7 protein-coding genes are annotated in these 14,421 nt (G+C 29.4%); 3 read left to right on the top strand and 4 right to left on the bottom strand.

Going from position 1 to position 14,421, the window contains the following annotated elements; genetic code table 11:
- Positions 1 to 157 precede the first annotated feature (157 nt).
- The 4 genes from lipB to recB all read right to left on the bottom strand — a co-directional run bounded on the left by lipB (position 158) and on the right by recB (position 7,700).
- On the bottom strand, positions 158 to 829 hold the full coding sequence (lipB, locus tag ERCISPPA3004_RS01730; RefSeq protein WP_157990400.1) for a lipoyl(octanoyl) transferase LipB: 672 nt from the start codon (positions 827 to 829) through the stop codon (positions 158 to 160).
- A 135-nt stretch (positions 830 to 964) separates the two neighbouring features.
- The gene (gene ybeD / locus ERCISPPA3004_RS01735; RefSeq protein WP_157990401.1) at positions 965 to 1,228 is read right to left on the bottom strand and encodes a DUF493 family protein YbeD; all 264 of its coding nucleotides are present in this window, start codon (positions 1,226 to 1,228) and stop codon (positions 965 to 967) included.
- A gap of 1,030 nt (positions 1,229 to 2,258) precedes the next feature.
- Complete coding sequence (gene glnS, locus ERCISPPA3004_RS01740; protein ID WP_157990402.1) at positions 2,259 to 3,926, bottom strand: glutamine--tRNA ligase; 1,668 nt, start codon at positions 3,924 to 3,926, stop codon at positions 2,259 to 2,261.
- A gap of 228 nt (positions 3,927 to 4,154) precedes the next feature.
- Entirely contained in the window at positions 4,155 to 7,700 is a 3,546-nt protein-coding gene (recB, locus tag ERCISPPA3004_RS01745) for an exodeoxyribonuclease V subunit beta (protein WP_157990403.1), read from the bottom strand.
- Positions 7,701 to 9,225: 1,525 nt separating this feature from the next.
- Here recB and ERCISPPA3004_RS01750 point away from each other — a divergent pair.
- From ERCISPPA3004_RS01750 to fabA, 3 genes are all read left to right on the top strand, one after another.
- Entirely contained in the window at positions 9,226 to 9,558 is a 333-nt protein-coding gene (locus ERCISPPA3004_RS01750) for a BolA/IbaG family iron-sulfur metabolism protein (RefSeq protein ID WP_157990404.1), read from the top strand.
- Between the two features lie 539 nt (positions 9,559 to 10,097).
- Positions 10,098 to 11,870 carry an AAA family ATPase gene (locus ERCISPPA3004_RS01755; RefSeq protein ID WP_232037592.1) on the top strand — a complete coding sequence of 591 codons (1,773 nt, stop codon included), beginning with the start codon at positions 10,098 to 10,100 and terminating at the stop codon, positions 11,868 to 11,870.
- A 1,014-nt stretch (positions 11,871 to 12,884) separates the two neighbouring features.
- Positions 12,885 to 13,403, top strand: a complete 519-nt coding sequence (gene fabA, locus ERCISPPA3004_RS01760) for a bifunctional 3-hydroxydecanoyl-ACP dehydratase/trans-2-decenoyl-ACP isomerase (RefSeq protein WP_157990405.1) — start codon at positions 12,885 to 12,887, stop codon at positions 13,401 to 13,403.
- The last annotated feature ends 1,018 nt before the right edge of the window (positions 13,404 to 14,421 follow it).

The following is a 14,421-nucleotide window of genomic DNA, read 5'->3' on the forward strand; positions in this document are numbered from 1 at the left end:
ATAGATATAATTTAAGATCACGGTTATTGAATAATTAACATAATATCTCAAAATGCGTAGACTGTACTGTGATACAATAGTTAATCTGATTGTGCTCATCCATCTTTTCTTATAGATTTTATTACATACAACCCAAAGAATACACTATATATTGTGTTTAATCTAATGCGTTATATGCACATAGAGTACTATTTTTATCCCAATAAATCTTATTAATGGCTAACTGATGCGTTAAGCTACGTATTAATATTGGTTGAACTTCTAAGAGAGTTATCTCAGGTTTTTTCTGTTTTAACTGGGTCATTTCAAGTAAAGGGTCTCCACAAGGGTCAATATATAAAAAAGGGGTTAAATCCATATTAATATTAAAAGCTAAACCATGATATGAACAATTATTTCGTACACGTAATCCTAATGAGCATATTTTTTTGCCATCTACATATACACCTGGTGACCTAGGTTTTGTATATGCATTTACAGAGAATACTGCTAAAGTGTCAATTGCTGCTCGTTCAAGAGCCACTACTAATTGATGAATTCCAATGCACCGTCTCTTTAGGTTTATCATTACATATAACATTTGCTGACCTGGACCGTGATAAGTAATTTGCCCACCTCGATCACTGTTCATAACAGGAATATCTGTAGGTAATAAAAGAGGTTTATTTTTACTCGTTTGGCCTTGTGTAAATACTGGAAAGTGCTCTACCAACCAGATTTCATCTGGTGTTATACAATCTCTCTCATTGGTAAATTTCCGCATAGCGCACGCAATAGATAGCCAGTTATGTAAACCAAGTGATCGAATAATAAGTGTGTCTGGAGACAAAATATATCTTCCTATTCTATAGGTTATACTAGATTTATAATCTTTAATAAACGTTAGTACTATCAGATATAATTCATTATCATAACTATGTCTTCTAAGAAGAAACATCTTTTCAGATATTTTTGTATTAGATCATTATAAGACCATTAAAACTTTTTCAATATTACCCAATTTATCATATAGTGTATCCACCTGCTTAATATGAGTTACAGCAACGGTGATAGAGACTGAGGAATATTTTCCTTTTTGGCTAGTTTTCAGTTCTGGGTCATATTCACCAGGGGCATACATTTGTACTACTTTAACTATTTTTTCTACTAGACCAGGACATGATAGAGCTATAATTTTATAAGTAAATAATGTAGGAAATTTAAGAAAGCTTATAAGATTGCTTTTCATTGATACCTCCATTCTATAAGTTTATGGTCTGGAAGAGGTAATAAATTATTTAAATTTTCATCACGTAGATTATTTAATAAGATATATCAAGAATAATTACAGAAATCTCAAAAACCTGATCATATTATACTATCATTGAATATAAAATAATATATCAAATTATAGCTAATCAGATATTGGTATTTTTATTACACGCTGACAAAAATATCAATCGTTCAATAATTATTAAATCTATCTCAGTTATTATTGGAGCTTAATGTTCTATTATATATTGTTTGTACATATTACGTGCATGATAATTAAGATATGGTTTTGTTAGGTATACTAACCCTATGATTTTTGTAGAATCAATGAGCAGTGAGTAACTATATGCATCTGATGATTACTAATGATATTTTAAATATTATTTTATAATGCTTATTAATAAGTTTATAGAGAATCAATAGCTCTATATTTTACTTTTAGCTAGTATTGTATATCGTATTTAAATTTTAGCTATAGTATTATTATATTTTTGTTCTGAAGGAATATAATATGATGCTGATAGCTTAACGAGAGAATATTATAGAGAGCACAGATATAAATTAATTCTATGAAATAATTTAAAATTATTTTATAGTATGCACTGGTATAAATTTTCTTTTGGTATACATTCTAAAATAAAAAAATATTCATAGGATCATTAAATAATGATATAGGGAACGGCATATTTTTGAGAATATTTTCTTAGAATTGATTATAATATTTATATTATAGAATATTATCATGAAAATTATTTAAAAAGAAGAGTATTGATCTCTGGTGTATTAAAACAAGATTACTATCTAAAACATAAAATGATAATATATTATAACTAATATCAGTCTCTTGTATTAATGCGTTAACTAATGGTGATCCTTTGGCTAGTACTAAAATAGTATTTAGATTTTGAGATCTAATTTAAATCAGAAGCTTCATTTAAATATCTGATGTAGTGTGGGTAAAATAGTTCTCTAATAATTTAAAGTTTTATATTGCTAATTTTGAAAAATTATGCGTTAATTTTTACCCACGTATTCCGTAAACCCACAATACGATTAAAAACTAAATTAGTTGAAGAAGATTTGACGTTATCGGTACAAAAATATCCCTCTCTTTCGAATTGGTAAGGAAATGAGGTCTTTGCAGTGCGCATGCTGGGTTCAATAAAGCCATGTTTAACAACCAGTGAGTTTGGATTCAATTCGTTAATAAAATCATCTGATGCTAATGGGTTAGGTGAGTTAAATAACCTCTCGTACAAACGAAATTCCGCAATAAGCGCATATTTTGCTGATACCCAATGAATGACTCCTTTAATTTTACGACCATCGCTTGGATTTTTCTTCATCGTGCTCATATCACAGGAGCAAAACAAGACAATGATCTTACCTTGAGCATCTCTTTCTACACTTTCTGCTCTTATTACATAGGCATAACGTAAACGTACTTCTCCTCCTAAGCTTAAGCGTTTATAATTTTTTTGCTGCTCTTCTTGAAAATCAGAACTATCAATATAAATTTCTTGTGTCAATGGAACTGAACGTGTTCCAAGTTCATGTTTTTTTGGGTAATACGGTATATTGAGTATTTCTTCATAATTTGATGGCAGATTCCTAATAAGTACTTTGATTGGGTTAATTACAGCCATCACTCTTGGCGCATGAGCATTTAACTCTTCACGAATACAGCTTTCAAGCATTTCAATATTAATCATGTTTTCTTGTTTTGTAACACCAATACGACGGCAAAATTCACGTATAGATGCTGCCGTATAGCCTCGTCGACGCATGCCAGCAATAGTAAGCATTCTGGGGTCATCCCATCCTTCTACAATATTTTCAGTCACTAGACGGTTAAGATGTCTTTTAGAGGTGATAGTATATTGAAGATTGAGACGTGAAAATTCATACTGTCGTGGATGCACGGCGATATTGATATTATTTAAAATCCAATCATATAAACGACGATTATCTTGAAATTCTAGTGTGCATAAAGAGTGAGTAATTCCCTCTAGTGCATCAGAAATACAATGGGCAAAATCATACATTGGATATATGCACCATTTTCTTCCGGTTTGGTGATGTTCTTCAAATTTTATCCGATAAAGCACTGGGTCACGTAGGATAATAAAAGGCGATGTCATATTAATTTTCGCACGTAAACAGGCGTCGCCTTCAGCAATTTCACCATTACGCATTTGAGAAAATAATTGTAAATTATCGCATACACTACGATTACGATACGGACTGTTTTTTCCAGGTGTGGTTAGAGTTCCGCGATATATGCGAATTAAATGAGATGATAACTCATCAACATATGCTAAGTTTTTCTGAATGAGTTCAATAGCATATTGATAGTGTTTTTCGAAATAATCCGAAGAATATCGAACTTTACCATCCCACTGAAATCCTAACCAGGTAATATCACGCTTAATAGATTCAATAAATTCTGTATTTTCTTTTTCGGGATTTGTATCATCGAACCGTAGGTTACATTTTCCTTTGTAGTCCTGAGCTATGCTAAAGTTTAGACAAATAGATTTTGCATGACCAATATGTAGGTAACCATTAGGTTCTGGCGGAAATCGAGTACGCACTATTTTATGCATACCTTCTGCTAGATCTTTATTAATAATTTGTCGGATAAAGTTAGTTGGGTAGCTTGAGGTCTTACTCATTTTCATCTCCTCAGTCAAACTGATAAAATTTTATTTAAAAATATTTAAAGCATAGTGTTTTTATAGCAAAAATTTACTATTTATGCATCTCATATTATTTATTACTGCATTAGTAGGAGTAAGTATTGAATCTCCGTACCACAGTTACTGTAATATAGTACAAAGAGATTTTATTAATAGTGCACGACTTGTGTGTTTTCAGTATTCACATATCTTAATTCTATGGGTTCAGAGCTGATCCATAGAGGTAATGAAATCTGCATGTAGAAGAGTATTATAAACAGCGTTTTGATGTTCTAAATGATTTACGCCGCGTAAAAAAAGATAAATAATACCACCAAAGTGTCTTTGGTAATCATAATTTATTAAACGATGGCGTAAATATCGATGCAGTGCTAATGTGTATAATTGGTACTGCAAATCATAACGGTGCTCTTGCATTGCCTGCATAATTCTATCCTTGGTGTAATAATCGCCGCTCTCACCGAACCAATGAGTTTTATAATCTAATAGATAATATTTACCTTTCCAGAGAAATACTAGGTCAATTGAACCTTCTAGCATGCCTTTAATTTGATCAAATCTAAGCGGAGGGCAACCCGCCGATAATGGGTCTTGTTGCATAATTTTATTTAGTTTTTCAGATGTAAGTGGTTGTGAAAACGGTAAATAAAACTTTAGTTCTACCTGCTTATCTTTCATGGGTATATTGTACAAACTGACACCAGTTTCATTTAAAGTAGTATGAAGAATATTCTCAATCCATTCATGTATTACTGGAACCCATTCCTTATTTAACCCCTGATAGATAATCTGTTTCTCTAACCAAGAAATGTTCAATGGCGAGCTAAAATCCAGACTTGATAATAATCTATGAAGGAAGATCCCGGATCTAGTACCTTTTGGAAAAGTATGTTGTGTGTATTTCGTATGTTCCACTATGCTGCTGATTGATTGATTTATAGATAAATGAATATCAGGACTTTTGAGTGATAATCTATCTATATTATTAATATTGGCAGTGCTAGTATTATGATGTTTTTGCAAGAGATCTGAGTAACTTGTACTTTTCCAATTTTCTTTGATAGGATATGACAATGTTCGAAGATGAATTTTTTGGATATTGACATCATTACGATCGCTATCCTGCCATGGCTTCCCCTTTTGTCCTGATGCAATGGTAAAGGTAGTAATGTCTCCATGAAACACTTGCAGTGCAGATTTTAAACTACTAGCATTCATTGCTTGTCCTTTTTGGATTAAATAGCCTAATGCACTACGATGTATGTGGCTTTTATCGGTTTTTTTACGACCTATACATAGTGGCGCAATACCAATACTACAGTGAAATATAGAGCGTGTAACTGCCACATACAACAAGCGCAAATCTTCTGATAATCTTTCTTGATCGGCTAAGATCATATTTTTAGTATCTTGCTGTAAATCAAGCACGGTAGTAAAAGTTTGATGATCATAAAAAATTGCATTTTTTGCTTCACGAAAAGTAGCGGCAAATGGTATCCATACCAATGGATATTGCAATCCTTTAGATTTATGGATTGTGATAATTTGCACTAAATTATAATCACTCTCCAGGCGAATGCATTGATCCGGTTTATAGGAATACGGTTGCTGAATTTTTTTGATTAGCCAGTTTATTAAAATTTGTTCATTTGCACATATAAATGAGGCTTCTTGCAATACTTCACCTAAGTGTATTAGATTAGTTAAGTAATGTTTTGTATGCGAAGGTGATAATAAATTCTCAGCGATTTTTTCCTGCAGTATAAGCTTACGGAGCATAGATAATACACCATATTTTTTCCAACATTCTTGATAATCAAAAAATCTTCTTATTAGAGAACTCCATACCACTTCCTGGCTTTTTATTGAATAAACACTTGCTTTTTTTATACCTAAAAAGCTTGTTGATAGACTACTTCGTAAAATGGATTTTTTTTCTGGTTTTAATATTGCCTGTAAGAGATAGAGCATCTCTTGTGCTTCTAATGTAGAAAAGATACTGTCTCGATTAGAAAGGTATACCGATGGTATATTTAGCGCATAGAGAGCTTTTTTTACTATTTCCGCCTCGCTGCGTCTGCGTACTAATATGGTAATATCTGAAGCTCTCACTGGTTTTTGATTGTTCGTATAACAAAGGAAAGCTTTACTATTTATGCTTTGATGTAACCAATGACTAATTTCTGCGGCACACTCTTGTGCCATAAATTCTTGATAATCATTGATATTGACAGTATTACCTGGCTGTAACCAAAATTTTAGAGCAGGTTGTATCTTGCAGTTTAAACTAAAATGCAAATGATGATTAGGTGTGGCTGATTTAATTCGTATAAATGGTATTTCTCTAAAAATAAACGGATTATAATGATTTAAAAATAAAAGATTAACAGCATTAACCATGTCTTTTGATGAACGCCAATTTGTTTCTAATGTATAGTATTCCCTAATGTCAGAGCGTGCGCGCATATAGGTAAAAACATCTGCACCTCGAAATGCATAAATTGCCTGTTTAGGATCACCTATTAATAATAGCGCACTATGAGATGTGTTGTGATATATAGCATGAAAAATACGATATTGTTGTATATCAGTATCTTGAAATTCATCTATTAACGCTACTGGATAATTGTTTTGAATAATTTTAGCTAATATTTTACCATTTGGCATATATAATGATGAATGAAGTAGCGTTAATAGATCATGAAATCCGATTTTTGCATGTAAAGATTTTTCTCGCTTAATAGAGCATCGAATGTGTTGCAGTGCTAAGGCTATCACACAATCATACAGGGATAGGGGTTTGAGAAGAAAAAGATCAATCTCTAGAAAGATTAGATGATTTGGTGGTTCTCCATTTATGCTTTTATTTAGTAATGTACTTTGACTAAAATTTACTAGATATTTTACTATAAAGTAGTCTACTGTTTCAGTTTTGGCCCATTGCGTAATACTATCCAGCCAGTATGGAAGATTTTTTCTATTATAACTGCGGCGATCAATGCCAGATTTTTCAATTAGTTCTTGTATATTTTGTGCATTTAGCCATGATTTTTTAATATTTTTAATACGCTCTATGATATTGGCATGCTGTTGTTCTATGTTTTTATAGGTTGCATAGGTTGTTTTTAAAAAGATCTCTTCCCTATATAACCATGGTAATAATGTTTGAAGTAACTGTTCTGGCCCAGCCCAAAGTTTTCGCACAATGCGGGCAATTTGTTTGGGTAACGGATAGCAATATCGCCTCCAGAAGTCAAATGTTGCTTGACGTTGCAATGGGGTTTCATCTACCAGCAATTCTTGTTTGAAAAGCACACCAGACTCAATAGGTTGCGTATGTAAGATGCGTTGACAAAATCCATGTATAGTAAAAATAGCTGCTGCATGCATGTGACGCTCGGCTATTGATAAATGCAAGATAGCTTGAGGTAAATTTGTTATCTGAGAGATGAGTTGCTCAAGGATTGGGTTGGAGGTTTTTTCACGAATACAAGCAATGCGTAATTCATGTATATTGCTACGAATCCGTGTACGTAATTCAGCCGCAGAAGAATCAGTAAAAGTTACTACTAAAATTTCCTCAACTGACAATCGTCGTATAAAATCTAATTTTTTTCCTAAACCTAGAAGGAGACGTAAATAGATCAATCCAATTGTAAAGGTTTTTCCAGTCCCTGCAGAAGCCTCAATGATTACTTCACCTGTTATGGGTAGCGTTAGAGGTTCTAACTTAGAATAACCTTTTTGCATAAAAATAGATCCTCGCTAGGCGATAGAACATATCAAGGATATACCTGTCTTGTAGTATTATTCTCTTGTGCGTATCTACAAAAGATACCACTGCCGTGTAAAATTGCAGCACTCTAATTTTAAATATTGATTTTCTTTTGATTTTTTCAGATAGATCTATGATTTACTTTTGTAATATATAAGAATATTTACATATTTTTTATTTTTATAAAAACAGACATTTACCTATTAATAAAATTAAAACTATAAAATATATGATTATTGTATAGATGCAAATCTGATTTTTCATCATTAATATTATACTTTAATTTGTGCATAATAGAAATTATTAAAAATTTTTAAATTTGATATGTATCATACTTTATATTCTGTATGGATAATAGATATAAAAATTAAAGCACTGATTAATAATTTTATTATTATCTGCTTGTGATCTTCTGTCATTGATAAATAATAAAAAAATTGATTTATTTATTTTAAAAACATTTTAATTTAATGTTTTTAAAAATTTCTTCTTTTTATATGTAGAATTTTATATGTAAAATTAAATTTATCATATGAAATTAATATTTATTACAAAACTATTAGATAATTAATAAGACTTAAAATAATTATAGTATACATAAATATTACTATGATAATATATGGCATTTCAAGTGATAGTTGTAATTAAAAAACTAAATGGTAAAATATTTTTTTATATAATATTCTTTAGTGAGAGTGTATTCTTTTTTGAGAATCTGTATTAAAATAATAATATAGGATAAAGGTCTATAATTAAAGATTATTTTGATTAAATAAAATTTAATCTATTGTAACTATAAAATATAGTAATTTTTGAGATATTCTGTTAAATATTAGTTAAATATGATAAATAAGTAGTAGAGATAAAGATTTTTTGTATCATTTAAAAAAACAAATATTTATTAATATAATATCAAGTTTCATAAATATAATAATTGATAGTATTTTAAATGTTATTCTAATATTTTATATTTTATTGTATTATCAAGAATATTTTTATATCAGAAATACACTATAAATATGTTATTCTAATAACATTAGATAAATATTAATATAGTTCTTTTCTTGTTTGATTGATTTTAATATATTTGATTTTTATAAAAATGTAGAGATATAAAGTCATCTATATTATCATTTATATTAATATCTGCTGTGCAATAGAATGCAAAATAAAATAATATTAACTAATATGTTAGTTTTTTAATAGATAGATATTCTATATGCATATTATAGAAACATAAATATATTGGTTATAATAAACTATAATAAAAATTATAAGTTTTTTGGAAGTTAAACCTCTGTAACTATATTAGAAGCAGTGAGATTATTAAGTATAATTAATAATACTAATTGTCAGATATATCAAGTATAAATAATTTTATCAATTTAAGAGACTACATCTATATCTATATCATAGGTAATTTTTTAGATATTACTGAAACTTATGTACACTTTTGATTAATATAAGTTGTTATAAACATTATTTTTATTAAGAGGATTTATGAATAATATCTGTAACATTATAGAATATAAGTTATTTCAAGAGTTTGCTCCGGAGTATCTCAAGGTATCTGATGAAAGCCGATATCATTTGATGTATATAGGTTTAGAAAGTCACTTTAAAGTATTAATAGTAAGTAAGATGTTTCATGATCAAGAAGTAATTCAAAGACATCGTGCAATTTATAACGTACTAGCCAAAGAAATAGCAGGCAGTGTACATGCATTATCCTTAAAAATTTATTCCTGTTCAGAGTGGAATAGAGTCCAACATATTTCTTCTATACGCGTTGGATTTAAATCCCCACCTTGTTTACGGTGTAATAACAAATAATTGATGTATTTATGATTTGGTAGATTTCTCGAGAAAAATTATCTGCAAAATAGGGGGTTCTAAATAGATTAAATAATTACATTTTTTAAATTTCTATCATTACAGGTAACAATTCTAAAAATATTAGAGTTATTTTGTTATTGTTATCAAAGAGAATAATATATAGTAATCAGTTATGGTTTCCAGAAAATATATATAATAATGTAGATTTACATGCTTATATGTTCTTTATGTCTTTATTTTAGAAGATGTATTAACATGATTAGATTTCTACATCTAGTATTAATTACTTTTATCTTTGCAGGTAAAGCATTCTATCAAAAATATCAGGTAAAAAATTTTTACATCTTAGTAAGCAGATAAGGATTTTATATAATTTTAATATTTTATATTTTTAATATGTAAGATTTATTTAGTACAATAAAAGTTAATAGAATATCGTATAATTGATTAGTATAGGTGTACTTGTGTGATAGTATATATATAAAATTCTTAAATTATAGTTAGTTAATTAGTATGCTGTGCTCATTTAGAATGATATGATGATTTTGAAAAACGATCCATTAGAGTGGAATATTTTGCAGACTTCTATAGAACGATTTCAGCATCTATTCTTAAAGAACCCAATAGTTCATGCGGATTATTTTCGTATTATACAAGCACGCCTGTATAATGGGTTGGATCTATTGTCAAAAACTATGGCGCTAGAGCCGATAATGTTAATTAAAAGCCCAGAAAGTAGTATATATTTTACCTTGTTACAAAAAATTCTTTCGGAAATGAAGGAAAGAACAGAAAATAAAACAAAAATACTGTATGGTGGCCGTTACGAAATTATGAAACATACAGTGGAATGGTATCCAGCAAACACTATACAGGATAATTTTGCTACCTATGGTGGTGTGCATCAGGCGGATTGGATCGAAAATAATAATCTTTTTGGCTGTGTGCGTATATATAAAAATCAAGTCTCTCTATCGCCAGGTTTAGTACACCATGCTAATGGAGGTTTTCTGATATTATCTCTTCGTACTGTATTAGAACAACCATTAATGTGGTTTCGTTTAAAGCAAATACTTACTTGCAAGAAGTATGAATGGCACTCCAGTGATTATTCTAAACCCCTTCCATTAGATATTCCGTCGATGCCAATGTCTTTTCGTCTTCTTCTTATAGGTGGAAGAGAAGCTCTGGAAGATTTTAAGAACTTAGAGTGTGCATTAACAAACACGTCTTTATATGGTGAATTTGAGGATACAATTGCATTATCAGATGATATAGCGTTTATAAATTGGAGAATGTGGGTTCGCAGTGTGGCAGATTCCATGAAGTGTCCTCCTGCTGATTATAATTTTTGGCCGGTGTTAATTCACGAAGGTATGCGCTGGACTGGGGATCAAGGGTTGCTTCCGTTAGATTTAGATTGGATCAGGCATCAATTGCAAGAAGCTTTATCATATTGTTCAGATGGTGTAATAAATGGAGACCATCTAAGGAAAGCCATCAAAATGCGCGCATGGCGAGAAGGATTAATAGTAGAAAAAATTCTAAATAATATTGAGCAGAAGCAAATACAAATTGACACAAAAGGTGAAGTGATAGGGCAAATTAATGCTCTATCAGTAATAGAATTTTCTGGTCACCCAGGCGTTTTTGGCATCCCTGTTCGTATAAGTTGTGCAGTGCATGTTGGCGATGGTGAGTTCATTGACGTAGAACGTAAAGTAGATCTTGGCGGCAGCATTCACTCTAAAGGCCTAATGATCATGCAGTCGTGGCTAATGTCAACCTTAAAACTAGAGCAGAACATTCCATTTTCTGCATCATTAGTTTTTGAACAATCATATTCAGAGCTTGATGGTGATAGTGCCTCGTTAGCTGCACTGTGTGCACTAATTAGTGCATTAGCGTTAAAACCAATTAATCAAAAGATTGCAGTCACAGGTTCTATAGATCAACTAGGTAGTGTTCAATCTATCGGTGGAATTAATGAAAAAATTGAGGGATTTTTTCAGATCTGTAATCGACGGATTCTTGATGGTTGCCAAGGGGTTATTATACCTTCTTCAAATATTCGTCATCTTGCACTGCATCAAGATGTAATGCAGGCTATAGAAAATGGCACATTCTCTTTGTGGACAGTATCTAATGTTGATGAGGCCTTGTTATTATTAACTGGTATACCGTGGGAAAATAGATCAGGACCTTCTCTTTCGTGCTTTATAAAAGAGCGTATTGCAAAAATTAATTCACACGATATTCGGCGACGCACAGGGCCATTACGTTGGTTTAACTGGATAAGCTCAATTTAATTTATTATGCACTATATATTGTGTTTTGTTTATTTAGTTAAATCGATAGTTATAATTATTATTAGGTATTCAGATACAAAATCATCTCATCACACTTAATTAACTTATGCTGCATAAATCAGTATTAGACTGATCGGTCTAATACTGATTATTTAGCATAGAGGGTATATTATTTGATTGCCTCAGGACATTATATCAGTATAGATCTACTATCTATTAAGACACTTATGATATATGTTTTAATGATTAATATTATTAATCATTAAAACATATTAACAGAATCTAATATAAGTTGTTTGTTTAAAATTATAGATTTCATCTTATAGTATGAGTACAAATGATAAACTTTTACTAAAATGATTTTTATTTTAAATAAAAATATATATAGCAAGATCTAATTAAAAAAAAGCACATTGCTTAATAAAATCTCGCAGGATGTTTGCACAATATGTATTTCTGCATATATTAAAGATATTAAATAATATTGAATAATAAGAAAATAAAAAATACAGAATATATTAGAAATTTTTATATCAAAACTATATTTATGCCACGTTAGTGTTAAACATGTATATTAATTACTAATATACTAGAATTAATACCAATCACATTGCCTAAAAGTACTCATTTTAAATTATCCAAAACTAAAAATAAACTATGCTGATTTTATTTATGTCCTAACATTATATTTGTAGAGAAAGTTTATAACAGAAAAATAATCAATTAGGATATATAATTATGTGCAATACGGAATTACCTTTCATTCAGAAAGAGTAATTTAAATTTATAATATGTACTATGATAGTTTTTTCTCTAATTTTGAATAAATGAATTAAAATAATGATTCTTAAATAGAGAGATAAAGCACGTTAGGTTTTATCTAAAACTCTTGCGTATATTTCAGTCTATTTAGTCTTAATAGAAATTCTATAATTATGAGCACTATCGAGTGCAGCACGAACTGTATACCTTCAGATTTCCACACATAATTAGTCAATATAAGGTTTATGGAATATGCTAAATCAATCTATTTTTTATACAAAAGAAGATCTAATTGCCTCTGGACGTGCTGAACTTTTTGGTCTAGATGGTCCACCATTACCATCTGGCAACATGTTGATGATTGATCGTATAGTACATGTTACAGAAACTAATGGAAAATATCATAAAGGCTTTGTTTTGGCAGAATTAGATATTCATCCAGATTTATGGTTCTTTTCGTGCCATTTTATTGGTGATCCAGTGATGCCTGGCTGTTTAGGATTGGATGCTATGTGGCAACTAGTTGGTTTTTATCTTGGCTGGCTAGGAGGAAAAGGTAAAGGTCGTGCGCTAGGTGTTGGTTCAGTAAAATTTGCTGGACAGATTTTGCCAAGTGCTAACAAAGTGTCTTATCTTGTTCATATTAAACGCATTATTAAACGTAAACTCATCATGGGTGTAGCAGATGGTGAAGTTATAGTAGATGGTCAAATTATTTATACTGCTACTGATTTAAAAGTAGGTCTCTTTAAAGATTCCTCTTCCTTTTAATTAACTGGAATATAGATAAATATAATCTACAGATTAGTTAATTAAAAATTCAGTTAAAAACACTATACGATTCTTAAATATTTTCTAAGATAAGTCTATCAAGAGATATATTACGGTTTAATTTTATATTTTTCTAGTATTATGCAGTAAATTTTATATTTTATATTTTAACCATATATCTAAAAAAATTTTAGCATTCTATTTATAAGGTTATTGAATAATATAGCAAGCATCTCTTATTTAAATATTATTTAAATTAGTGTCTATTTATTATAGCGATTAAATTAAATATTTTTTCTGATTATATTAAAATTATAATTATTTTTCATATAACTGACGTTGAATATTGATCTGATAATGATTTAAAACTTTTTAATAAAAATACAATAATAATTATATTTATATTATTTTATTTAATTATAAATAAATATACTGAAGCTAAATTAATTTTTTAATCAAAAATTTTTATATAAAGTACTCTTGATATTGTATATAATAATAGATAGAAAAATTAGAAAAATTGATAGATAGCCTATAATATTTTTGAGTATAGAAAGCTGATGAATTTCTAAAAAATAAATATCGTATATGTAGATACTAAGCTAACGTGTTATATTCTTATTATGATAAAATAGTATAAAATACGATATGTATCATTTAGTAACTGTATAGAATATCACTATAGTGTAATGATGCAATTATAGTATAGTGATATTAGTATATAAAAATTATTTATATATCAAATAAATCTTAAGTATAAATTATTTCTATATGATAGATAACATTGAGCATGACAGTATCAATTGTCGTTCTTTATTAATATTTAGTGAGGTACTTAGAATATATAGTAATTGCATAATAAATATCTATAGTTCTTATCTATACCAAACCTATAAGGATAAACAGTTAATCTTTATAAAAAGATAAGTAAAACACCAAATTATCAATAATTGTTCTTAAATTTATTATTCAATCTATTATAGAAATTTAACTTAATATTATAAAATATAGTTCAGAT

It is taken from the genome of Candidatus Erwinia haradaeae, assembly GCF_900698995.1.
Classification (GTDB): Bacteria; Pseudomonadota; Gammaproteobacteria; order Enterobacterales; family Enterobacteriaceae; genus Erwinia_E; species Erwinia_E haradaeae_C.

What these genes read in the sequence shown, in the direction of transcription:
- ybeD (WP_157990401.1), bottom strand. Translation starts at nt 1,228, where the DNA reads ATGAAAAGCAATCTTATAAGCTTTCTTAAATTTCCTACATTATTTACT.
- glnS (WP_157990402.1), bottom strand. Translation starts at nt 3,926, where the DNA reads ATGAGTAAGACCTCAAGCTACCCAACTAACTTTATCCGACAAATTATT.
- recB (WP_157990403.1), bottom strand. Translation starts at nt 7,700, where the DNA reads ATGCAAAAAGGTTATTCTAAGTTAGAACCTCTAACGCTACCCATAACA.
- ERCISPPA3004_RS01750 (WP_157990404.1), top strand. Translation starts at nt 9,226, where the DNA reads ATGAATAATATCTGTAACATTATAGAATATAAGTTATTTCAAGAGTTT.
- ERCISPPA3004_RS01755 (WP_232037592.1), top strand. Translation starts at nt 10,098, where the DNA reads ATGATGATTTTGAAAAACGATCCATTAGAGTGGAATATTTTGCAGACT.
- fabA (WP_157990405.1), top strand. Translation starts at nt 12,885, where the DNA reads ATGCTAAATCAATCTATTTTTTATACAAAAGAAGATCTAATTGCCTCT.